This is a genomic window from Saccharopolyspora sp. NPDC050642, from assembly GCF_040654735.1.
In the GTDB taxonomy this organism is placed as follows: domain Bacteria; phylum Actinomycetota; class Actinomycetes; order Mycobacteriales; family Pseudonocardiaceae; genus Saccharopolyspora; species Saccharopolyspora elongata.
The window spans coordinates 34535-57005 of the sequence record NZ_JBFAIN010000015.1 but is presented as its reverse complement, the minus strand read 5'-3'; the positions used below and the strand labels follow the sequence as shown (position 1 = coordinate 57005).

General features: G+C 71.2%; 23 protein-coding genes. 9 read left to right on the top strand and 14 right to left on the bottom strand.

Going from position 1 to position 22471, the window contains the following annotated elements; translation table 11 throughout:
• Positions 1–74: 74 nt before the first annotated feature.
• Both AB0H93_RS23205 and AB0H93_RS23200 read left to right on the top strand, forming a co-directional pair.
• On the top strand, positions 75–1259 hold the full coding sequence (locus AB0H93_RS23205; protein WP_358575121.1) for an exonuclease SbcCD subunit D: 1185 nt from the start codon (positions 75–77) through the stop codon (positions 1257–1259).
• The gene (locus AB0H93_RS23200) at positions 1256–4207 is read left to right on the top strand and encodes an SMC family ATPase (protein ID WP_358575120.1); all 2952 of its coding nucleotides are present in this window, start codon (positions 1256–1258) and stop codon (positions 4205–4207) included. Before AB0H93_RS23205 ends, AB0H93_RS23200 begins: the two co-directional genes overlap by 4 nt.
• Positions 4208–4677: 470 nt before the next feature.
• On the opposite strand, the gene AB0H93_RS23195 is transcribed toward AB0H93_RS23200, so the two are convergent.
• Genes AB0H93_RS23195 through AB0H93_RS23175 form a run of 5 tightly spaced genes read right to left on the bottom strand, consistent with a single transcriptional unit; the run spans position 4678 to position 9564 of the window.
• Entirely contained in the window at positions 4678–5175 is a 498-nt protein-coding gene (locus AB0H93_RS23195) for a methylated-DNA--[protein]-cysteine S-methyltransferase (RefSeq protein WP_358575119.1), read from the bottom strand.
• A gap of 31 nt (positions 5176–5206) precedes the next feature.
• The gene (locus AB0H93_RS23190) at positions 5207–6685 is read right to left on the bottom strand and encodes an AlkA N-terminal domain-containing protein (protein WP_358575117.1); all 1479 of its coding nucleotides are present in this window, start codon (positions 6683–6685) and stop codon (positions 5207–5209) included.
• Between the two features lie 33 nt (positions 6686–6718).
• Positions 6719–7369, bottom strand: a complete 651-nt coding sequence (locus AB0H93_RS23185) for a response regulator transcription factor (protein ID WP_358575115.1) — start codon at positions 7367–7369, stop codon at positions 6719–6721.
• A gap of 58 nt (positions 7370–7427) precedes the next feature.
• Positions 7428–8627 (bottom strand): histidine kinase, encoded by a 1200-nt coding sequence (locus tag AB0H93_RS23180; protein ID WP_358575114.1) that lies wholly within the window; start codon positions 8625–8627, stop codon positions 7428–7430.
• A gap of 7 nt (positions 8628–8634) precedes the next feature.
• Positions 8635–9564, bottom strand: coding sequence for a hypothetical protein (locus AB0H93_RS23175; protein WP_358575112.1), 930 nt, complete (start codon positions 9562–9564; stop codon positions 8635–8637).
• 153 nt (positions 9565–9717) lie between these two features.
• Between AB0H93_RS23175 and AB0H93_RS23170 the strand changes: the two genes are divergently transcribed.
• From AB0H93_RS23170 to AB0H93_RS23160, 3 genes are all read left to right on the top strand, one after another.
• A complete protein-coding gene (locus AB0H93_RS23170; RefSeq protein ID WP_358575111.1) occupies positions 9718–9930 on the top strand; it encodes a hypothetical protein in 213 nt (70 codons plus the stop codon).
• A 95-nt stretch (positions 9931–10025) separates the two neighbouring features.
• A complete protein-coding gene (ychF, locus tag AB0H93_RS23165) occupies positions 10026–11105 on the top strand; it encodes a redox-regulated ATPase YchF (protein ID WP_358575109.1) in 1080 nt (359 codons plus the stop codon).
• 167 nt (positions 11106–11272) lie between these two features.
• Positions 11273–11698 (top strand): VOC family protein, encoded by a 426-nt coding sequence (locus tag AB0H93_RS23160; protein WP_358575107.1) that lies wholly within the window; start codon positions 11273–11275, stop codon positions 11696–11698.
• A 110-nt stretch (positions 11699–11808) separates the two neighbouring features.
• On the opposite strand, the gene AB0H93_RS23155 is transcribed toward AB0H93_RS23160, so the two are convergent.
• The gene (locus tag AB0H93_RS23155) at positions 11809–12390 is read right to left on the bottom strand and encodes a Uma2 family endonuclease (RefSeq protein WP_358575106.1); all 582 of its coding nucleotides are present in this window, start codon (positions 12388–12390) and stop codon (positions 11809–11811) included.
• Between the two features lie 68 nt (positions 12391–12458).
• Entirely contained in the window at positions 12459–12809 is a 351-nt protein-coding gene (locus AB0H93_RS23150) for a MerR family transcriptional regulator (RefSeq protein WP_358575252.1), read from the bottom strand.
• Between the two features lie 59 nt (positions 12810–12868).
• On the opposite strand from AB0H93_RS23150, the gene AB0H93_RS23145 reads away from it, so the two are divergent.
• Positions 12869–14050 (top strand): MFS transporter, encoded by a 1182-nt coding sequence (locus tag AB0H93_RS23145; protein ID WP_358575105.1) that lies wholly within the window; start codon positions 12869–12871, stop codon positions 14048–14050.
• A complete protein-coding gene (locus AB0H93_RS23140) occupies positions 14034–14783 on the top strand; it encodes an alpha/beta hydrolase (RefSeq protein ID WP_358575103.1) in 750 nt (249 codons plus the stop codon). The genes AB0H93_RS23145 and AB0H93_RS23140 overlap by 17 nt, the downstream gene beginning before the upstream one ends.
• Before the next feature lie 45 nt (positions 14784–14828).
• Here AB0H93_RS23140 and AB0H93_RS23135 read toward each other — a convergent pair whose 3' ends face one another.
• From AB0H93_RS23135 to AB0H93_RS23125, 3 genes are all read right to left on the bottom strand, one after another.
• Positions 14829–15476 (bottom strand): DUF6461 domain-containing protein, encoded by a 648-nt coding sequence (locus AB0H93_RS23135; protein ID WP_358575102.1) that lies wholly within the window; start codon positions 15474–15476, stop codon positions 14829–14831.
• Positions 15477–15585: 109 nt separating this feature from the next.
• Positions 15586–15921 carry a hypothetical protein gene (locus AB0H93_RS23130; protein ID WP_358575101.1) on the bottom strand — a complete coding sequence of 112 codons (336 nt, stop codon included), beginning with the start codon at positions 15919–15921 and terminating at the stop codon, positions 15586–15588.
• 43 nt (positions 15922–15964) lie between these two features.
• Entirely contained in the window at positions 15965–16900 is a 936-nt protein-coding gene (locus AB0H93_RS23125; RefSeq protein WP_358575100.1) for an NADP-dependent oxidoreductase, read from the bottom strand.
• Between the two features lie 106 nt (positions 16901–17006).
• Here AB0H93_RS23125 and AB0H93_RS23120 point away from each other — a divergent pair, with 106 nt between their 5' ends.
• Both AB0H93_RS23120 and AB0H93_RS23115 read left to right on the top strand, forming a co-directional pair.
• Positions 17007–17402 carry a helix-turn-helix domain-containing protein gene (locus tag AB0H93_RS23120; protein WP_358575099.1) on the top strand — a complete coding sequence of 132 codons (396 nt, stop codon included), beginning with the start codon at positions 17007–17009 and terminating at the stop codon, positions 17400–17402.
• Positions 17403–17615: 213 nt separating this feature from the next.
• Positions 17616–18575, top strand: coding sequence for an FAD-dependent oxidoreductase (locus AB0H93_RS23115; protein WP_358575098.1), 960 nt, complete (start codon positions 17616–17618; stop codon positions 18573–18575).
• 5 nt (positions 18576–18580) lie between these two features.
• Here AB0H93_RS23115 and AB0H93_RS23110 read toward each other — a convergent pair whose 3' ends face one another.
• From AB0H93_RS23110 to AB0H93_RS23095, 4 genes are all read right to left on the bottom strand, one after another.
• Positions 18581–18877 carry a 4a-hydroxytetrahydrobiopterin dehydratase gene (locus AB0H93_RS23110; protein ID WP_358575097.1) on the bottom strand — a complete coding sequence of 99 codons (297 nt, stop codon included), beginning with the start codon at positions 18875–18877 and terminating at the stop codon, positions 18581–18583.
• A gap of 49 nt (positions 18878–18926) precedes the next feature.
• Complete coding sequence (locus AB0H93_RS23105) at positions 18927–19337, bottom strand: GNAT family N-acetyltransferase (RefSeq protein WP_358575096.1); 411 nt, start codon at positions 19335–19337, stop codon at positions 18927–18929.
• Between the two features lie 143 nt (positions 19338–19480).
• Positions 19481–20590, bottom strand: a complete 1110-nt coding sequence (locus AB0H93_RS23100; protein ID WP_358575095.1) for a serine hydrolase domain-containing protein — start codon at positions 20588–20590, stop codon at positions 19481–19483.
• Positions 20590–22359, bottom strand: coding sequence for an ABC transporter ATP-binding protein (locus AB0H93_RS23095; protein WP_358575094.1), 1770 nt, complete (start codon positions 22357–22359; stop codon positions 20590–20592). The genes AB0H93_RS23100 and AB0H93_RS23095 overlap by 1 nt, the downstream gene beginning before the upstream one ends.
• Positions 22360–22471: the final 112 nt, after the last annotated feature.

Here is a 22471-nt window from a genome sequence, read left to right as displayed (position 1 = left end):
ACGAGGTGCACGACACGCCGAAGCGGCGTGGGGGGTCTGCGAAGTCCGGCGGGGGCGTCGATAGCTTGGGGCTCATGCGAGTGCTGCACACCTCCGACTGGCACGTGGGACGGACGTTCCACGGCCGAGACCTGCTCGGAGATCAGGAGGCCGTCCTGGGCGGGCTGGCCGACCTGGTCGTCGAGGAACAGGTCGACGTCGTGGTGGTCGCAGGCGATCTCTACGACCGCGCGGTGCCGTCGGGTGAGGCGGTGCAGACCTGCGTCCGGGTGCTCGGCAGGATCCGCGAAGCGGGGGCCCAGCTGGTGGTCACCTCGGGCAACCACGACTCCGCCGCCCGGGTCGGCGCGTTCGCCGAGTTCGCCGCCGCCGGCGGCCTGCACCTGCGCACCCAGATCGCCCGGCTGCACGAGCCGGTGGTGATCGACGACCGGCACGGCCCGGTCGCCTTCTACGGCATCCCCTACCTCGAACCGGATCCGGCGCGCCACATCCTGCAGGCCCGCGCCGACGTGCCCGGGGCCAGCGCCGAGATCGAGTCGCGCGGCCACACGGCGGTGCTCACCGAAGCGATGAACCGGGTGCGCGCCGAACTGACCGAACGTCCACAGGGGACTCGTTCGGTGGTGCTGGCGCACGCCTTCGTCACCGGCGGCGACAGCAGCGATTCCGAGCGCACCATCGCGGTCGGCGGCGTCGAGCAGGTGCCGGGCTCGGTGTTCGACGGCGTCGACTACGTCGCGCTGGGGCATCTGCACGGCCCGCAGCGGCTCGCCGAGCACCTGCGCTATTCGGGCAGCCCGCTGGCCTACTCGTTCTCCGAAGCGGCGCACCGCAAATCGGTGTGGCTGGTCGATCTGGATGCGGACGGCCTGGCCGGCGTGGAGCGGCGCGAACTGCCGGTGCCCCGGCGGCTGGCGACGGTCCAGGGACTGCTGGAGGACCTGCTCGCCGAGCCGGAGCACGCCGAGTTGGAGGAGTGCTACCTCTCGGCGACGCTCACCGACGAGGTGCGCCCGCTGGAGGCGATGCGGCGGCTGCAGCAGCGCTTTCCGCACGCCGTGCACTTGGAGTGGAAACCGGCGACCGGCCGCGCGACAGCGCCGTTGCACTACGCCGAGATCGTGCGCGGCCGCGACGACCACGAGCTCGCCGCCAGGTTCGTGGCCGATTGCAGGGGCAGCGACCCCAACGATTCCGAACGCGCGCTGCTCAACGAGGCACTGCGCGCGGTCGCCGCGGCGGAGGGGGCGAAATGAGGCTGCACAGCCTGGAAGTCACCGCGTTCGGCCCGTACCGCGACCGCCAGGAGGTGGACTTCGACCGGCTCGGCGGCGACGGCCTGTTCCTGCTGCACGGCGACACCGGCGCGGGCAAGACGACGCTGCTGGATGCGGTCGCCTTCGCGCTCTACGGTTCGGTGCCGGGCGCGCGCGGCGAGGTCAAGCGGCTGCGCTGCGACACCGCGAAACCCGACACCATCACCAAGGTCGTGCTGGAGCTGACGGTGCAGGGGCAGCGGCTGCGGCTGGAGCGCAGCCCGGAGTACCAGCGGCCGAAGAAGCGCGGCGACGGCTACACCACGCAGCAGGCGAAGGCCTCGCTGACCTGGGTCGATGGTGCGCCCACCGAGCAGCCGCCGGAGGGCCTGACGCGCATCGACGAGGTCGGGCGCACGGTGCAACGCCTGCTGGGCATGACGGTCGACCAGTTCTTCCAGGTCGTGATGCTGCCGCAGGGCGAGTTCGCCAAGTTCCTGCGCTCGGACACCGCTGAGCGCGAGAAGCTGTTGGAGAAGCTGTTCGGCACCCAGCGGTTCGGTGAGGTCGAGCGCTGGTTCGTCGAACGCCGCCGGGAGCGCGGACGCGGCGTCGAGGAGCAGACGCAGCGGGTCCGCGAGCTCCTCGCGCGCGTCTCGCAGGTCTCGGGCGCGGAGCCGGATGCCGACGCGGACGAGCAGAACTGGTTGGAGGACATCGAAAAGCGGTCCCTTCGCGAGATGGAGGGCACGCGGGCCGAGCACTCCCGCCTGCGGCGCGAGCGGGAGGTGGCCGACGCGAAGCTGACCGAGCGCCGCGAGCTGGCCGAGAAGGTCCGCCGGGTGCGGCAGGCGAACGCGACCCTCGCCGCGATCGGCGAGCAGCAGGACCAGCACGACGCTTGGCGCGCGGAGCGGGAAGCGGCGCAACGCGCCGTCCCGGTGCTCGCGGCCCGGAATGCCGTGCTGCGGGCGGAGCAGGAGTGCGACAAAGCACGGGCTGCGGTAGCCGCTGCGGCCGCGAGCTGCGAGCTGGACGCCGAAACACCGCTGGCCGAACTGCGTTCGCTCGCGGGCACCAGGCGGGAGGAAGCGGGTGGTCTCGCGCACCTGATCCCCGAGGCGCAGCAACAGGAAACCGACCGGCAGAAGCTCGCCTCCCTCGCCGATCGGCTGGCAGCGGACGAGACCCTGGAAACCGAGCTCGTCGGGCAGCAGGCCACCCTGCCCGACCGCATCGGCGCCGCGCGGCAGCAGGTCGAAGACGCGAAGCACGCGGAGCTGCGACTGGAAACCGTGCAGGCGCGCGGCACCGAGGTCGCCGCGCTGCTGCGGACCGCGCGCGAACTGCCCGGCGCGCAAAAGGAACTCGCGTCGGCGACGGCCCGCGCGCAGCAGGCCATCGACGCACACCAGCAGGCTCGCGACCTGCTGCAAGATCTCCGGGCCCGCAGGCTCGCCGGGATGGCCGCCGAACTCGCGGCCCGGCTCTCGCCCGGCGAGCCGTGCCCGGTCTGCGGCTCGGCGGAACACCCCGCGCCCGGCGAACCGGTCGACGCCCCGGTGCGAGCCGAGGACGAGGACAACGCCCAAACCGAGGAGCAGCGCGCCGCCGCCCGGCGGGAAAAGGCCACGGCAGAAGCGCAACGAGCCCAACAGCACCTCGACAACCTGGCGGAACGCCTCGGCGATCACACCGAGGCGGACCTCGCCGCCGAACTCGCCGAGCTCAGGGCCGAGCGCGACGCGCTCCAGAAAACCGCCGCGGAACTACCGCAACGCACCAAGAACCTGGCTGAGCTCGAAGAATCCACCGAGCACCTTAACGAGCAGCTGTCGAAGGTGCGAACCAGAGTCGCGGCGGCTCGCAGCGAACAGGCATCGCTTGCGACCACAGTGGACGAACGAGAGGTCAGGCTGCGCGAAGGGCGCGCCGACTTCCCGAGCATCGCCGACCGGCGAACGCACCTGCTGGACATCGCCGCCCGCCTCGAACAACTCGCAGCAGCCCGGACGAGCAGGGACGACGCCGAACACCGCCTCGCCGAACAGGAAACCGCCCTGGCCGAAGCCGCCACCGCGGCGGGCTTCGACAACGCGGCAGCCGCGCTGGCGGCCGAACGCGGCGACGACCGGATCGCCCAGCTCGCCGAGGCACTCGCCGAGGTCGAAGAACGCGCCGCAGGCGCCCGCGCAGCGCTGGCCAGCGCGGAGCTGTTCGGCGTGGACGCAGACGCCGAGGTGGGCCTCGAAGAGGCCACCGAGGCCGCGGTCGTAGCCCGCGAAGCGGCGGAGCGCTCGGCTGCGTTGGCGCATCGCGCCGAGCAGCGGCAGCGCGACATCGCGCAGCTCGCGGAGCGGCTGCGCGGAGCGTGGGCGGAGCTCGGGCCGGCGTTGGCGGAGCACGCCGAGCTGGAGGCGTTGGCGGACGTGGTCAACGGACGCGGGCAGAACGCGCGGAAGATGTCGCTGCGCGCGTACGTGCTGGCCGCGCGGTTGGAGGAGGTGGCCATCGCGGCCACCCGGCGGCTGCAGCGGATGAGCGGCGGCCGGTACTCGTTCGTGCATTCCGATGCGGCCGGGGCGCGGGGCACCCGTGGCGGGCTCGGACTGGACGTGCTCGACGACTACTCCGGGAAGGTCCGGCCCGCGAAGACGCTCTCCGGCGGCGAGTCGTTCCTCGCCTCGCTTTCGCTGGCGCTCGGGCTGGCCGATGTGGTCGCCGCCGAGACCGGCGGCGCGCTGCTGGACACGTTGTTCATCGACGAGGGATTCGGAACGCTCGACGCCGACACCCTCGACCTGGTGATGGACACCCTCGACGACCTGCGGGCGGGCGGCCGGGTCGTCGGCCTCGTGTCCCACGTCGAGGAGATGCGCCAACGGATCTCGGTGCGCCTCCGGGTCCGCAAGTCCCGCGACGGCTCCACCCTGGAACTCCAGACCTGACCGTCCCGGGCACCCCCCGGGTTCAGGCGAAATTGGGACCGCGCTCTTCGCCGCCCCTGTACCGGCCGGTTGGCGGTTTCAATTGAAACCGCCAACCGGTGATTCGGCCAGTCCCGGCTCGACCCGTCGTCCTGGCTGAGCACACCAGTCCACAGCCAAGTGCGCGGACCTCGCTGCGCGAGGCGACTATCCATATTGGACGATTTCGCTCTCGCGCCGGACGGCTTCTTCGGGGCGTTTCGGGGGACTCCGGCCAATTTCGCCCCGCGGCATCCGGTGCTGGTCCCGGTGGCGATTTCGCGCGAAATCACCACCCCGTCCCCACGCGTAGCGACGATTTCGCGCGAAATCGTCGCGCGCTCGTGCCCGTTCCGGAGCGACCCGTGGGCGAGATCGGAGATGCGCAACTCCCGGGTGCCTGAGGGGGTGAGTTTCCAATTTCAGGCAAAATTGGAAACCTTCTGGGCCGGTCAGGCGGTGGTCTCGTGGGCGAGGAGCCAGCGCTTGGCCGGGAGACCCCAGCGGAAGCCGCCCAGGGAGCCGTCGCTGCGCAGCACTCGGTGGCACGGCACGAACAGCGCCGCCGCGTTGCGGGCGCAGGCCGCTGCCGCCGCTCGGAACGCTTGGGGGCGGCCCGCCAGCGCGGCTAGTTCCGAGTAGCTCACGGGTTCACCGGCCGGGACCTTCCGCAGCACCTGCCAGGCGTGTTCGAGGAACTCCCCGGAGCGCTGCCGCACCGGAATCGCGTCGACCGCGCGCAGGTCGCCGGCGTGGTAGTCGCGGATCGCGCGGGTGACCGCGCCGAGATCCGCTGCTTCGCGCGGTGCTTCGGGCAGGAGCTCGCGGGACACCAGCGGCACGAGCTCGTCCAGGCGGGCCGTCCAGCCGGAGGCGAGGACGGCACCGTCGGCGTCGACCACGGCGGTGAACGGACCGGCCGGAGTGTCCTCAGTGGACCACGTGATCATGCTTCTCTCCAATGTTTCTGCGGCGGCCGGGTCACGAAGCGAGCTGCAACTGCGGCGTGCCGCTGGCCGCCGCCTCCCACAGGAGCACTCCGGCGTAGGAGCGCCATGGGCTCCAGCGCCGTGCATGCGCTTCGATCGCTGCCGGGTCTTCGGACAGCCCGAGGATCCCCGCGCCTCGTCGCAGCGCGAGATCACCGGTCAGCAGCACATCGGGCGAGCCCAGCACGCGCATGGCGACGTAGCTCGACGTCCACGGGCCGATGCCGCAGATGCTCTCCAGGTCTTCCCGAAGCTCGGCTTCGTCTCGTCCGGTGTGCAGCGCGAGGCTTCCGTCGGCGACGGCTGTCGCGACAGCGCGGACGGTTTCCGCCCGTCGCCGCGGCCCGGGCAGGACCTCCAGCGCTCGCTCCGCGAGGGCCTCCGGCGTCGGGAAGAGCGTCGTCACCGCACCTTCCGGGTGGGCCAGCGGCTCGCCCAGCGCGGTGACGAGCCGCTCCGTCGTCTTGCGCGCCGCCGCCACCGAGATCTGCTGGCCGATCACGGCGCGGACCAGGACCTCCAGCCCGTCGACGCTGCCCGGCACCCGAACCCCGGGCGTCTGCGCGACGGCCGGCCGCAGCGCCGGGTCGGCGCCGAGCGCTTCGCCGATCGCGGCCGGGTCGGCGTCGAGGTCGAGCAGGCGCCGAAGCCGGGACACCGCGCTGCCGAGATCGCGCAGGTCCGTGAGCCGCAGCGTGCACGCGACGTACTTCTCGTGCGGTCGGAGCGTGGCGATCCCGGTGCCGTACGGCAGGCGCAGCGCACGCGTGTAGTGGTCCGGCCCGGCATCTTCCAGGCCGGACAGCGCTCGTTCGCCGAGGAACCGCAGCACGCCGGCCACATCGCAGGGAGCCCGGAACGGCAGGCGCAGCTGGACGGCACCGGCGCTGCCGCGGACCTCGCTGCGCCGCTGCGCGCGGCCGCGCATCTCCGTCGGGGTCACGCCGAAGACCTCGCGCAGCGTGTCGTTGAACTGGCGCAGGCTGGAGAAACCGGCGGCGAACGCCACGTCGCCGAACGGGATCGTGGTGGTCTCGATCAGGATCCGCGCCGAATGCGCGCGGTGCGCCCGCGCCAGCCCGAGCGGCCCGGCGCCGAGTTCGGCGGTGAGCACCCTGGTCAGGTGGCGTTCCGAGTAGCCGAGCTGGTCGGCGAGCCCGCGCACGCCGCAGCGGTCCACGACGCCGTCGCTGATCAGCCGCATGGCGCGGCCGGCGAGATCGGCGCGCAGGTTCCACTCCGGCGACCCCGGCACGGCGTCCGGCAGGCATCGGCGGCAGGCCCGGAAGCCGGCGGCTTGCGCGGCGGCGGCCGTCGGGAAGAACAGGCTGTTGTCGGGCTTGGGCGTGCGTGCCGGGCACGACGGGCGGCAGTAGATGCGCGTGGTGCGCACGGCGTGGATGAAGCAGCCGTCGAAACGTGCGTCGCGTGAGGCCACGGCCCGGAGCGCTTCCTCTGTTCCCACCAACATGTCTTCGATGGTGCCAGCGGGCCGGAGCCGGTACTAGCGGGAATCGGACACGCTGATGAAGCCCGATTCGTAGGCGAACACGACCGCTTGCGTGCGGTCCCGGGCGCCGAGTTTCGCCAGCACGTTGCCGACGTGGGTCTTGACGGTCTGCACGCCGATGAACAGCTCGGCGGCGATCTCGCCGTTGGACATCCCGCGCGCCACCAGGCGGAGGACCTCGGCTTCCCGCTCGGTGAGCTCGACCTGCGGGCGGCTCGCGCGGTGTGGCGCGGCAAGCCGGCGGATCGCGGCCGGGAACAGCAGCGATTCGCCGCGCGCAGCGATCCGGATGGCCTGCACGAGGTCCTCGGGCTGGCAGCGCTTGAGCAGGAACCCGGTCGCGCCGGCGCGCAGCGCGCCGTAGACGTGATCGTCGTGCTCGAAGGTGGTGATCACGACGATGCGCGGCGGCTCCGGCACCGAATCCAGGATCGCGGTGGTGGCCTGGATCCCGTCGACGCCGGGCATCCGGACGTCCATCAGCACGACGTCCGGCCGCAGCCGCCGCACCAGCGGGACGACCTCGGCGCCATCGGCGGCCTCCCCGACGACGGTCAGGTCGGGCTCGGCATCGATGAGGGCCCGCAGCCCGGAACGGATCAGCGGCTCGTCGTCGACGACCAGCACGGTCGTGGCTTCGCTCACGCCGCCGAGCGTATTGCGCCGCGGCCCGCCACGGGCGTGACCCGGCACGGACAGTGGTTTACCAGGGGAGACGGACGTGGAGCCGCCAGTTGTCGCCGTGCGCGGCGCCTTCGGCGTGGCCGCCGAGGGCCTTCGCTCGGCGCTTGATGCCGCTCAGGCCCAAGCCGTGACCCGGGGTTGACGCCGAGCCCAGGGGGTTGGTGATCTCCAGCTCCAGTGCGCCGGTGGCGATGGTGATCCGCACCGCGGCCTCCGCCCGGCCCGCGTGGCGCAAGGCGTTGGAGAGGCCCTCGCGCACCGCGCGGTAGGTCTCGCGACCCACCTGCGGCGGGACCGAGCTCGGGTCGCCCCGGACTTCGAGACGCACCGCCAGACCGGCCAGCTCGGTGGAGCGGACCAGGCCGTCGAGGTCGGCCAGGTCCGGGTCGTCCGAAGTGGAGGATCGCAGGCTGCCCAGCGCGCGATCCAGGTCGGCGAGCGCGGTTCGCGTCGAATCCGCGATCACCGCGAGCGCCTCCCGGGCGAAGACGGGGTCGCTGTCCAGCACCCGGTTCGCCGCACTCGCTTGCAGCGCAACGACGTTCAGCACGTGTCCGACCGAGTCGTGCAGCTCGGAGGCGATCCGGTTCCGCTCGGACAGCTCCTCGACCTGCCGCCGCAACCGCTCGTGCTCGGACGGGCCCAGCAATGCCGGAGCGAGTCGGGCCAGCGCCGCGCCGACCGCCGCGACCAGGTGGAAACCCGCGACGATCAGGCCCGCGCCGACCAGCGGTGCCCACCACTGCCCGATGCCGAGCGCCCGGTACAGCGGGATGCCGGTGAGCTCGGGCGGCAGGTTCAGCAGCGGGTCGGCGAGCAGGATCAGGATGAACGGCGGCACGATCAGCGTCAGCAGGCCGACGCCGGAGCCGAGCGCCAGGTGGACGGCGAGCCAGCAGACGGTCCGCCACCGGTCCGGCCAGGCGACGGCGGTGCTCGTTTCCGGCAGCCCGAGCAGCGCCTTCGCGGCGGCTCCCGACAGCGACCGCGTCGCCGGCAGCAACCCGGTGGTTACCACGGCGAGCACGACGAACGCGCCCTGCGCGATCCCGACCACGACAGGCGGCAGGCCGGGTCCGATGCCGGGACCCAGCAGCGGCCCGAGCACCAGCCCGGCCACCGCCAGGTACGGGACGGCCAGGACGGCCCCGAGGATCAGGTGCACCCACCGGCGGTACGTGGCTCGCGCGGTGAACGGTCTGATCAGGCGGGACGGCATGGCCACATCATCCCCGCGCGACCGGCACGCGAGCGCAGGTTCCGCAAGGCTTGCGGCGCGTCGCCCGCTGGTACAGGTAGACGGACGGCCCGAGCACCAGCGCCCAGAACATCCAGCTCACGTAGAACAGCGCCCCGGGCCAGTAGTGCATCCCGGCGATCGGGTTTTCCGACGACGTGCCGGAGATCAGGTCGCCGATCACGTCGGCGAAGCCGGTCGGACCCATCGTGAAGAGCAGCCCGGCACCGAACCAGCCGCCGAAGAGCAGCAGTCCGCGCGGAGTCGGGCGCCCCGCCAGGCCGGGGACCCATCGCGGCCAGATCCGCCCCCACCGGTGCACGAGGGCCAGCGAGAGCACGATGCCGACCAGCGCGGCGGGCACGACCAGCCATCCGCTGGTGAACCCGTCCCTGGCCGGGTCCGGGTAGTCCAGCCCGATCGTGCCGCCCAGCGCCCAGTTGGTCTTGATCACCGGATAGGGCAGCGCGAACAGGACCCCGAGGTATCCGAGCCACGGCGGCGGTGGTGCGGCCGGGCCGCCGCAGCGGACGCAAACCCCGGCGAGCGCCCGGACCCGCAGGACAGTCGCGCGGAACAGCAGGATCGCGCTCGTCAGCGCGAAGGCGCGGGTGGCGAACAGCGGCCAGTCCGGAGCGAAGCCCATCAGCCCGAACAGCCGCAACAGGTCGAACAGGATGCCGCCGGATGCCCAGAGCAGCAGCAGCACGGCCGCGCCGTTGATCGCGACGATCGCGCGGCGGGCTCGCAGCGGCGACATCAGCAGTGCTGCGCCGAGCACGCCGGCCGCTGCGGCCAGCGGTGTCGCCCAGCTCGGCAGCTCGAAGAGGATGCGGCTGCGCGGCAGGAAGTGCCGCGATTCGAAGGCGAGGAAGGTCAGGACCGACGCGATCAGCGCCGCCCGGTTCGGCTTGAGCATCTGTGCTCCTCTGGTGGCTCGGCTGAACTCACCGGCAATGCTCGGGATCTCGCGGCCCGCGAACCTCCCGCCCGGGCTGGGTCGGCCTCCCTCGCGCGGGGGATTTCGATCTAGGTGGGTGCATTTTGCGCGTTTCATCCCTATCGTCGCGGCATGGCTCATTCGAAGATCAGCACCAGGCGTGGCTTCAAGGTCCTCGGCGCCGCTGCGGGCGCCGCGCTCGCCCTCGTGGTCACGGCCGGGTGCAACGACCCGGCGCCTGCCCCGGAGCAGCAGCAGGAGCAGCAGCAGGACGGCGACGACCAGCAGCAGGGCGACCAGCAGGACGGCGGCGACCAGCAGGGCGGCGAGCAGGACGACGACTGACGACGCGGGGCGCGGGTGCACCCCGGCTGTGCATCCGCGCACCCCCGCGCGACCGGCCCCGATGCCGCCGCGAGCGAGCACCTAGACTTCGGGGTGTGAGTCTCACCCTCGGAATCGTCGGGCTGCCCAACGTCGGCAAGTCCACCCTGTTCAACGCGTTGACCAGCAACGACGCCCTCGCGGCGAACTACCCGTTCGCCACCATCGAGCCGAACGTCGGTGTGGTGCCGCTGCCGGACGAGCGGCTGGACAAGCTCGCCGAGGTCTTCAGCTCGGCGAAGACGGTGCCCGCCACGGTGTCGTTCGTCGACATCGCGGGCCTGGTCAAGGGCGCATCCGAGGGGCAGGGGCTGGGCAACAAGTTCCTCGCCAACATCCGCGAGGCCGACGCGATCTGCCAGGTCATCCGCGTCTTCGACGACCCCGACGTGGTGCACGTCGACGGCCGGGTGGACCCGTCCAGCGACATCGAGACGATCAACACCGAGCTGATCCTGGCCGACCTGCAGACCCTGGACAAGGCGCTGCCGCGGCTGGAGAAGGAAGCCCGCACCCACAAGGACAAGCGGCCGGCCCTGGAGATCGCCCAGCAGGCCAAGGAGATCCTCGACTCCGGCCAGACCCTGTTCGCCGCGGGCCTGGGCAAGGACACGCCGGACCTGCGCGAGCTCAACCTGCTGACCACCAAGCCGTTCCTCTACGTGTTCAACGCGGACGAGGGTGTGCTGGCGGACGAGGCGAAGCAGAAGGAACTGCGCGACCTGGTCGCGCCCGGCGACGCGGTGTTCCTGGACGCCAAGGTCGAGGCGGAGCTCAAGGAGCTGGACGAGGAGTCCCAGCGTGAGCTGCTGGAATCGATTGGCCAGGCGGAGCCGGGCCTGAACGCGCTGGCCCGCGCGGGCTTCCACACGCTGGGCCTGCAGACCTACCTGACGGCCGGGCCGAAGGAGGCGCGGGCCTGGACGATCCGCCAGGGCTGGACGGCACCGCAGGCGGCCGGGGTGATCCACACCGACTTCGAGCGCGGCTTCATCAAGGCGGAGATCGTCTCCTTCGACGACCTGATCGCGGCGGGCACGATGGCGGAGGCCAAGTCGGCGGGCAAGGTCCGCATGGAGGGCAAGGACTACATCATGACCGACGGCGACGTCGTGGAGTTCCGCTTCAACGTCTGATCGGCGACGTTTCCGCTGGTAGTCGACTCACAGCAGATCGGCGTTCGGCACCGGTCGAACGCCGGCCCACGAAGCCGCGAAGGGCCGGGCTTGGTCTCCGCACAGGAGTCCCAAGCCCGGCCCTTCTGCGATTGCCCGGGGCGATCGAGCCAGTGCCCCACCGAGCTGTGCCGGTCCACTGGTGGTGGGGCTTCCATTCGTCCAAGCCAGACGGCGAGCGTGGCAACGATGCTGTGGTGATGATCAGGAGAATCCTTCCCTACGCTGACGGAGGCGATCTCGCCGCGTCGCGCGACTTCTACGTCGAGGTGCTCGGATTCGAGGTCGCGATGGAAGATCCCGTCCTCGGTCTGCGGTCGCCGGACAACCCCACGGCTCAAGTCCTCGTCCCGCCACGCGGAATGGAGGATCCCGCGCCGCGCTTCGGGATCGACGTTGGAGAACCGGCGGCAGTTGATGCAGCGCACATCGAGGCGGTCCGCCGCGGTCTGCGCATCGTCTATCCGCTCACCGACGAGCCGTGGGGCGTGCGTCGCTTCTTCGTGGAGGACCCCAGCGGCACGGTGGTCAACGTGCTCGCGCACCTACCCTGACCCGGCGGTAGCCATCTGCGGCCCCGCAGCTCCAGCGGCAGTGGGCGTGGATCTCCGCCATGGCGTGATCTCGTGAACCCCTTCGAACTCGAACAACGCCGAGCCGAATGCTAGTGGGAGCGGCGTGGGGTGAGCCGATCAAGGTCGACGCTGATTTCGAACGGCACTGGCCGCTGGAGGGTGCCGCGGAAGATGCCTGCCGGGGCGTAGATGCCGGTCGGCCCGTCGAGTTCGTAGGCGTGCACTGCCGCTGATGCGTCCTCGTCCTCGACGTACCAGTAGTGCTGGATGCCCGCGTCGGCGTACTTGCGCAGCTTGACCGTTCGGTCGCGATGTGCCGACTCGGGCGAGACGCCCTCCACCACTAGCAACACGTCCTGCGGCTCGTACCAGGTCCGGTCCGGGTCGAACGGTGCCGTGGTGACCAGCAGGTCGGGCTCGGGCCTGTTACGCGCGTCGAGCCGGATCGTCATCTCCCGCTCGACCTCGATGCCGGCGGGGGCTTGGCGGGAAAGCTCTACGGTCAGGCCGGTGACGAGACGGCCGTGCCAGGAGCGCTGCGGGATCGTCCTGAAGACGAGGGCTCCGTCGATCAGCTCGGTGTGCCGCGGTGCTTCGGGGAGGCGGTCCAGATCCTCTGCGAACCAGCCTTCAGCACGCGGTGGGCGCATCCAGCCGGACAGCGCTGTCATGCGTCAACGGTAGCGAGTCGGCGCGGGCGAGCCCACGAGCTGCATGGGTGGGGACCGGCGCCCGGGGCCTACCGCTCGGTGGCTACGAGGTAGGTGGCGAGGGCCGTTCTGGTTTGCTGGAGGCACGTCAGGCGGTCGTCTATCGCCGCCAGTTGGGTTCGGAGGGTGGCCACGAGGTTCGGGCACGGTTCGAGGACCGGTAGCTCGCCCCTCGCGCAGGGCAGGACCGTGCGGATCATCTCCGTGTTCAGACCCGCCGCCAGCAGGTTCCGGATCTGCGCGACGACCGTCACCGCTTCCTCGCGGTAGTAGCGGTAGCCGCTCGGCGCTCGTTCCGAGGTGAGCAGGCCCTGTTGTTCGTAGTAGCGCAGCCGGCGCTGGCTGACGCCGCTCCGGCGGGACAGCTCGCCGATCTTCATGAGATCCGGCTCACGCGTCGTTGACTCTGACATCACTGTCAAACTCTAGCGTCGGTGGCATGCGAAGTCAGCGGAGTGGGTGGGCCCTGGTGGCGCTGATGGCCTGCGTGTTCGCCGTGGGATCCGCCGAGTACGCGGTGATCGGCGTCCTGCCGGACATCGCGGCGGACCTGCGCGTGTCGGTCGGTACGACGGGCCTGCTCGTCACCGGCTACGCGCTGACGGTCGCGCTGGCCGGGCCGGTGGTCACCGCCGCGACCACGCGGCTGCCGCGGAAAGCGCTGCTCGTCGGCCTGATCGTCGTGTTCACCGCGGGCAACGTGCTGGCTGCGGTCGCCGGCGCCTTCGGGCTGGTGATGATCGCTCGGGTGCTCGCGGCGCTCGTGCACTCGACCTTCTTCGCCGTCGGTCTGGTGCAGGCCGTGTCGGTGGTGGGCGAGGAGCGCCGCGGTTGGGCGATTGCGGTGGTGAGCGCCGGGCTCAACCTGGCGACCGTGCTCGGCGCGCCGCTGGGCACGTTCATCGGCCACGAGCTCGGTTGGCGCGCCACGTTCTGGGCGATCGCCGCGGTGAGCCTGGTCGCCACGGTGGTCGTCGCGGTCGCCGTGCCGTCGTCGCGGGCGGCCGGGAGCTCTTCGGTGCGGGCGGAGATCAGGGCGCTGGGCAGTCGCGAGGTGCTCGTGATCGTCGTGGTCACCGTGCTCACGCAGATCGCCCTCTTCACGCCGTACACCTACATCGCCACGATCCTCACCGGCGTCTCCGGTTTCGGGGCCGGGGCGGTGGCCTGGCTGCTGATGGCGTTCGGCGTGGGCGGGCTGCTGGGGAACCTGGTGGGCGGCCGGTTGGCGGACCTGCGGCCGTGGGGTTCGGTTCGCGGGCTGCTCGCCGGAATGGCCGTCGTGCTCGGGGTTTTCGGCCTGGTCGTGCGGGATCCGGTGGCCGCGGCGGTGGGGGTGTTCGTGCTCGGGGCGGTGAGCTGCGCGCTGATCCCGGCGTTGCAGGCCCGGGCGTTCGCTGCGGCAGCGGGCGCGCCGACCCTGACGGTCGCCGTGAACACGTCGGCGTTCAACCTCGGCAACGCCGGCGGTGCGTGGATCGGTGGCCGGGTGCTCGACGGCGGTGCTGGGCCGTACTGGCTCATCGGGATCGGAATTTTCGCCGCGCTGGCCGCGTTGTCGGTCACCGGCGTTCGGCGAACGGTTGATGTGAAAGGAAAAATCGATGTCTCTGTCCGTTGAGGTGCGTGGTTCCGGGCCCGGGCTGTTGCTGGCCCACGGCGCGGGTGGTTCGGCCGCGGCGAACTTCCCGTTCATCGACGAGCTCGCCGGGAAGCGCACGGTCGTCGCGCCAGACTACCCCGGCTCGGGCGGCACGCCGAAGGCCGAGCAGCCGCTCGAACTGGACCGGCTCGTCGACGAGGTCGTCGCGTCGGCGGTCGACGCGGGCGTGGAAACCTTTGGCGTGCTGGGCTATTCGATGGGCACGACGGTCGCCGTCCGGGCGGCCGTGCGATACCCGGAGCGGGTCACGTCGCTGGTGCTCACTGCCGGATTCGCCGCCGCCGACCGGCACTTCCGGCTCAACCTGGACCTCTGGCAGCAGCTGCTCGACGGCCCGGACCGGGACGCGCTCGCGCGATTCGTGCTGCTGAACTGCTTCAGCCCGGCGGCGCTGAACTCCATCGACGACTGGGACGAGGTGTTCCGAGGCACCGCCGACGGCGTGCCGGTCGGCACCGGCGACCACCTCGACCTGCTGCGCACCGTCGACGTCCGCGCCGACCTGCCGAAGATCTCCGTGCCGACGCTGGTCGTCGCGACCACCCGGGACACCCTGGTGTCGCCGCACAACTCCGGCGAGCTCGCCGCGAAGATCCCCGGCGCGCGGCTGGTCGAGGTCGACTCCGGGCACCTCATCGGCGCGGAGAACCCGAAACCGTGGCTCGCGGCGATCCAGGACTTCCTGAGCTGAGCCTCGCTCTGACCGCAGTTCGGCGACCCGGCCACTTGCGCGGGGTCAGCCGAACGGTGTGGCCAATAGCGGGATTCGACGCAGGTCTTCGACCGTGCAGCGCAGGTCGGCGAGAGCGCAGATAGCGCGCATGCAGATGTCGTAGTCGGGTTCGCCAGGATCGAGGTAGTCGTGTTCGACGGTGCCGGCCGCTTCGAACGCTGCGCGCAGTTCGGCCGGCATGCCGGGCAGATCCTTCTCCAGGTCGAGGTCGTCGACGTTGATCCAGGCAAGCTCCTTCCCGTCGACGGCGTAGGTGAGGCTGGCGTCGGCGTTGATGGAGAACATGCTCGTGGCCGCTACGCGACCGTTGGCGGACAGGGCGGTTGTGTCATCGTCGCCGACGGTGTACCCCGCGTCGTCGTACACGAATGTCCACGCACCGATGCGTCCTGCCAGCAGCGTCGCACCGGCGCCGGGTTCGGCGGCGAGGGCCGCGGCCGGGAGGGAGGTCCACTCGTCCGGCTTGCTTCCGGGCAGCTCGCACGGCCGGAACAACCGGGGTTTGGCGCCCAGCGCTTCCAGCGCGTCCGCAGGTTCGAGGTCGCGGACCACGTGCACGGCGTGGTTCGGGTCGTCGCTGGCCAACTCGGTGATCCAGATGGGTACCCCCTCTCCGTCGAGCGTGTCCGGCGGAAATCCGGGCGTTGGCATGTGACCTCGTTTCCTGGCCTCGTGCGTGGTACCGCCAGTTATTCTCGTGCGCGCCGCCGGAGCCACCAAGAGACGAAGGGGCAGAGTCGGATGGCCAGGGGATTCCCTTTCAACTGCGGAGCAAGGAATCTTTGATCGCGATCCTCGGGTGAACCCTGACATCCACTTCTCCGGACAGGTCCTCGGACTCGAACTCCGCGATGAGGTGTGTTTCTCGGTTCTCCGCTCGGATGCTCAGAGCGGTTGCGCCTTCGCGGAAGAAGTGCCACAGAACGTCGTCACCTTGGCGCCACTCGAACCGGATGGAGTTCTCGTGCTGATCGAAGCTGAGCCTGAGGGTTCCGTTCTCGGTCTCGAACTCGGCCCCCTGAATCCAAGGCTCTTCCAAGACTTCGGGCGCTTCGCCGAACTGATCGAGAAAATCCTGTTCGCCGGGGGTCTTCACGGTCTGCACAGTATTGCGCAGGAAGGCACTCGCTCCGGACTGCTCACGGCACCAGCACGAGGCGGCCGCGGAGACCGCCGCGCGCGAGCCGCTCGTGGGCTTCGACGACCCGGTCCAACGGCATGGCCTCGGCGACCCGCAAGGTGATCGTGCCGGACTCCGCCAGCGCGACCAGCTCCGCGAGGCCCTTCCCATCGGCCCGGATCCAGTGGTTGAAGACATGAGTGCCGCGCAGCGGGCGCGGCTCCGCGCCGCCGACGAGCGCCGCGAACGCTCCGCCCGAGCGGACGGCGTCCAGTGCTTCTGCGCCGAGGGCTGCGGCGTCGATCGCTGCGTCCGCGCCGCCGGGCACCAGTCGGCGAACGGCCTCGCCCAGGCGGGCGCCACGCGGCACGAACACCTCCGCACCCAGCTTCCGGACCAGCGTCTCGTCCTGTGCCGAGGCCGTTGCGACCACTCGCAGGCCGCGAGCCGCTGCGAGCTCCACGGCGAAGCCGCCGACCGCCCCGGCAGCCCCGGTGACCAGCAGGGTCTGGCCCGGATCCAGGGCGAGCGCGTCGAGGGCTTGGGTGGCGGTGAGCCCGCTGAGCGGCAGCGTTGCGGCTTCCACCAGGCCGATGCCCACAGGCGCGTGTGCGAGCGCGTCCGCATCGAGCACGACGTGGTCGGCCTGGGTGCCCAGCGGCACGTCCAGCCGGTCCGACATGCCGATCACGCGGTCGCCTGGCCGGAATCGGGTGACCTCGTCGCCGGTGGCCTCGACGACTCCGGCGGCGTCCCAGCCGATCCCGACGACCTCGCGCGCCGGGAGCAGGCCCCGATCGGTGAGCGCACCGGTTCGGGTGGCCAGGTCGACCGGGTTGACCGTGGCCGCCTCCACCCGGATCAGGACCTGCCGCGGCCCGGCCTCGGGCACGGCCACATCCGCGATCTCCAGCACTTCGGTTCCGCCGAACGCGCGGATGACGACTGCTCGCATGGGGTTCTCCTGGTTCCTTCGCGTCTTGATGACGAACTTAAGGAGAGCTACTCTCTGTCGGGAAGTACGCACTTCAAGGTGCGTATCGCACGCAGACGGGAGTGCTGTGGCCACGCAGACCGCCGCGCAGAGGCGAGCAGAAGCCCGAACCGCGTACGACGCGTACCTCGCCGAGTGCCCGGCCCGGCAGCTGCTCGACCGCATCAGCGACAAGTGGGTGAGCCTCGTGCTCAACGCGCTCGCGGTCGGCCCGCAGCGCTACAGCGACCTGTCGCGCACGATCGCCGGCGTCAGCCAGAAGATGCTCACCCAGACCCTGCGGAACCTCGAACGGGACGGGCTCGTGTCCCGCGCCGTGACTCCCTCGGTCCCGGTTCGCGTCGACTACGCGCTCACCGGGCTGGGGGAGAGCCTGCTGCCGGTGGTGCAGGCGGCCAAGGCCTGGGCGGAATCCCACATCGACGAGATCCACGCGGCCCGCGCCGCCTACGACAACCGCTGAACAACCCCGTTGACCAGCGCGAACCGGGGGGCTCGAAGTGTCCTCCGGTCCCAGGAAGTCCTCTGTGGAGCGAGGCGGCGCCGTGCCGGTTCGATCGGCGAGCCCTTCTTCCGGCTCGCGATGCAGTTCGGTCGAGTTCCGGCCGCTGACGCCTGAGCCGGGCGGCAACTTCGAGGCCGTCGAGTTCGTCGGTTGACTGCTAGCGTGTCGAAGATGACCGCAGATCCGGTGCTGGTGATCGGCGCGGGCGTGCAGGGCCTGACGACCGGGGTCGTCCTCGCCGAGGCGGGCCGGCGCGTGCGCATCCGCACCGCCGACCGGCCGCAGGACACCACTTCCGCGGTCGCGGGCGCGATGTGGGGCCCGGCGATGCTGCGGCCCGCCGACCGGGTGTTGTACTGGGTGACCAGGTCCCACGCCGAGTTCACCGCGCTCGCCCGCGACGAGGGCTCCGGCGTGCACCTGGCCGCGGGGCGGATGGCGGCGCGGTTCGACCTCGGGGACTCGGTCCCGCCCGAGGCGAGGCTGATCCCCGACCTGCGCCCCTGCACACCCGAGGAACTGCCGGACGGGTTCGTCAGCGGCTACCGCGCGACCGTGCCGCTGATCGACATGCCGCGCTACCTCGACCACCTGGTCGCCCGGTTCCGCGACGCCGGCGGTGACCTGCAGCTCAGCCCCGTCCCGACGCTGGCCGAGGCGGTCGCCGAATCCGCGACGGTGGTCAACTGCACCGGCGTCGGCGCGCGGGAACTCGTCGGCGACCCCGGCGTTCACCCGGTGCGCGGCCAGCACGTCGTGGTGCGCAACCCGGGGATCGACGAGTACTTCATCGAGCTCAGCGACTCCGCCGAGTTCACCTCGTACATGCCGCACGGCGACCGCGTCGTGCTCGGCGGCGTCGCAGGCGAACAGGACTGGAGCTGCAGGCCCCGCCGCGAGGACAGCGAGGGCATCCGGCGCCGGTGCGCCGCGGTGGAGCCGCGGCTGGCCGACGCCGAAGTGCTCGCGGAACTGGTCGGGCTGCGGCCCGGCCGGGAATCGGTGCGGGTGGAGGTCGAGCACTACGAAGGCGCGCGGATCATCCACAACTACGGCCACGGCGGTTGCGGCGTCGCGTTGTCCTGGGGATGCGCCTTCGAGGCCGCCGACCTCGCCGAAGAGATCGGCTGAGCCGCTCAGGACCTGAGCTGCTCCACGACGTTGTCGATCTCCTGGGCGAGCGACGTGTCGTTGGCCGTGATGCCGCCCTTCGAGTGCGTGGTGCAGTAGAACGTCACGGTGCGCCAGCGGATGTCCATGTCCGGGTGGTGGTTCTCGCTCTCGGCGATCTCGGCGATCCGGTTCACCGCCTGGATCGCCTGCGGGAAGTTGCCGAACTCGACGGTGCGGGTCAGCTTGACGCCGGACTGGGTCCACTCCGGCAGGTGCTGGAGCGCTTCGGTGACCTGGGTATCGGTGAGCAGTTCCGTCATACCGACATGGTGGAGGTTCGGCGCGCCGACCTCCACCCGGCGCCGCTCACTAGACGCGTCGCGGACGCTCCAAGTAGGTGTTGTCCGGGTCGGTGAAGCCGTAGCCGCGGTATAGGCCGTGCGCGTCGTCGGTGTGCAGCATCCAGCGGAAATCGCGGCCGGGGCCGTCCTCGATCATGCCCTGCACCAGGGCCTTGCCGATGCCGTGGCCGCGCGCCTCCGGGAGGACGAACACGTCGGCCAGGTACGCCATGCCCACCCCGTCGGAGAACGCTCGTGCGAAGCCGATCAGCCCGCCGTCGGGCTTCCGGTAGGCGCCGACGACGCGCCAGGCCAGGTCGATCTGCTTGTCGAGATCCGCCCGCTTGCGCCACTTGCCCCAATACGCCTGCGTGGAAAGGAATTCCCACACCGCGTCGCGATCGACCCTGGCCCGCGAATCGTCCACCTCGAACTCCATGCCCCGAGCGTATCGGCCCGGCCAACCGATTTAGCCGGACAGCTGCGGGGGCCGTGCCGCTTGGGGTGGCGTTTTCGCGCGAAACGGCGGCTGGTAGGCGTGGCGCGCGCCCGTTTCGCGCGAAAGCGGCGCGCGACCAAGCCCTACAGGCAGGCGTGCAGCGCGGTCAGGAGGCGGTGCGAACGGTCGTCGAAACCCTCCGTTCGCATCAGGCACGGGCTGAAGGCGAACGCCACGCCCAGGCGCGGCCAGCAGCCGAACAGCGAACCGCCCGCCCCGCTGTGGCCGAACCCCGTGGCCTCCGGGCCATAGGTCTCGATCGAGTCCTGCAGCTCGTAGCCCAGGCCGAAGGCCAGCGGCCGGCCGGTGCCCGGATCGGTGCCCCGGCTCTCCTCGCGGCGGATCCGGTCGAGCGTCCGGCCGCCGACGAGCTCGCCGGTCACCAGCGCCGAGTACACCGCGGCCATGCCGCGAGCGGACGCCATCGCACCGCCGCCCGGGCTGCCCCCGACCCACCACGCCGGGGTGTTCCAGGGCGCGTCATCGCCCAGCAGCGTGGGCGGATTCCCGTAGACCTTGTCGCGGTAGGCCAGGGCCTCCGGCGTGTTCAGCCGGTTCGCCACCTGGTAGTCGGCCGCCCGCCAGCGCCGCCCGGTGCGCGGCCACTCGGACTCGGGCAGCCCCAGCCAGAAGTCGGCCGGAACCCGCTCCGCGACCTCGGCGCGCAGGTACTCGCCGACCTCCCGCCCGTCGACCCGCCGGATCAGCTCCGCCGCCAGCCAGCCGAAGGTCAGCGCGTGGTAGGCGGTGGTCGTCCCGACCGGCCACAGTGGAGCCTGCGCGGCCAGCAGCTCGGCCATCGCCCGGTTGTCCATCGCCGCCTCGCGGGTGACCGGCTTCGCCGGGTACGGCAACCCCACCGAGTGCGAGAGCAGCTGCCTGACCAGGACGTCCTGCTTGCCCGCCGCGCCGAACTCCGGCCAGTACCGGACCACCGGCGCGTCCGGGTCGAGCGCGCCGCCGTCGACCAGCAGGGCGACGCCGGTGGCGACGATGCCCTTGGTGCCGGAGAACACCGGCATCAGGGTGTCGGTCGTCATCGGCTCGGTGGCCGCCTGGTCGCGGTGCCCGGCCTGCAGGTCGAGGATCTGCTCGCCGTCGCGGAAGACGGCGAACGCCGCACCCGCCGCATCGGCCGCCACCACCTCGGCGAACGCCTCGGCAACCCGCTCGAAACCCGCTGCGACCGACATCAGTTCTTCGCCTCCAGCTGGAAGTTGGGCGCGTCGCTCAACAGCGACCGGGTGTAGTCGTGCTGCGGCGCGGCGAACAGCTCCTCGGCCGGCGCCTGCTCGACGATGCGCCCGTTCTGCAGGATCGCGACCCGCTGCGCGATGTTGCGCACCAGCGCGATGTTGTGCGTGACGAACACCAGCGCCAGCCCCATCTTCTCCCGCAGGTCCCGGAGCAGGTCGACGATCGCCGACTGCACCGAGACATCCAGCGCGGAGGTGATCTCGTCGCAGATCAGCACCTCGGGCCGGGTGACCAGGGCGCGCGCGATCGCCACCCGCTGCCGCTCGCCGCCGCTGAGCTGATCGGGGTAGCGCTCGGCGATGTCCGGCCGCAGCGCGGCGAGCTCCAGCGCCTCGATGACCCGCTCCGACGTGCTCTTGCCGCCGGAATCCCCGCCGAGCACCGAGATCGGCTGCGCCACCAGGTCGCGGACCCGGCGTCGCGGGTTCAGCGACTCGTACGGGTTCTGGAACACGTACTGCACCTGTCGCCGCTGCTCGCGGGTGCGCTTGCCGCTGCCGGCCGCCAACTCCTCGCCGTGCAGCAGCACCGAGCCCTCGTGCTTCGGGTGCAGGCCGGCCAGGCAGCGCGAGAGCGTGGTCTTGCCGCTGCCCGACTCGCCCAGCAGCGCGAGGCAAGAACCCGGCGACACGCTCAGCGAAACGTCTTGCAGCACCGGGGAATCGGTGTACCAGGCCCGGATGTTGCGGATCTCGAGAACCGGTTCCGCCTCGGCCGGAACGGATTCCGACGCGCGAGCCGGTGCCACGAGACGTCTGGAACGCGGCTGCAGGCAGCGGATTTCGTGGCCGGGCGAGACCTCTTGCACCGCCGGAACCTCGGCGCGGCACTCGTCGGTCGCGACGGCGCAGCGCGGCGCGAACGCGCAGCCGTCCGGGCGGCTCAGCGGCGACGGCGCTTGGCCGTCGATGGCCTGCATCGCCCGCTCGCCGTCCAGGTCCGGCACCGCGAGCACCAGGCCTGCCGTGTAGTGGTGGCGCGGCTCGTTCAGCACCTCGGCGGTCGGGCCGGTCTCCACGATCCGACCCGAGTACATCACCGCGATGCGGTCGGCCAGCTCCGCGACCACCGCCATGTCGTGCGAGATGTACACGCCCGCCGTCCCGTGCCGCTCGCACATCTCGCGGATCGTGGTCAGCACCCGCTTCTGGGTGGTCACGTCCAGGCCCGTGGTCGGCTCGTCCAGCACCACGACCTCCGGGCGGCCGACGAAGGCCATCGCGATCGCGATGCGCTGCTGCTGACCGCCGGAGAGCTGGTGCGGATACCGGCTCAGGAACTCGTCGTCATCGGGCAGCGCGACCTCGGTCAGGACCTGCTTGATCCGCCGCTTCGCCGCTTCACCGGAGACGTCGTGTACACCCTCCGCGAGCTGCGTGTGCAGGCGCAGCGCCGGGTTCAACGCCGAGCCCGGCGACTGCGGGATGTACGCGACCCGGCGGCCGCGCAGCGCGGCGGCCCGCTTCGGCGGCAGCGCGGTGAGATCGGTGTCGCCGACGAGGATGCGGCCGTCGGCGATCCGGGTGCCGCGCTTGCAGTAGCGCAGCATCGCCAGGCCGAGGGTGGTCTTGCCGGAGCCGGATTCACCGATCAGGCCGAGGATCTCGCCCGGCGCCAGGGTGAAGCTCACGTCGGCGACGATGGCGGCTTCCGAGGGCACGCCCCGGATCTCCAGTCCGGTGGCGTCCAGAGCAGCGGCGGTCATCGGCACCCCCAACGGGTCGGCGGCAGGTCGTGGTCCGGGATCTCCCGCAATTTCAATGGAAATCGGACCTTCGATTTCAATGGAAATTGCGGATCACAGGTCTGCGGTGGCA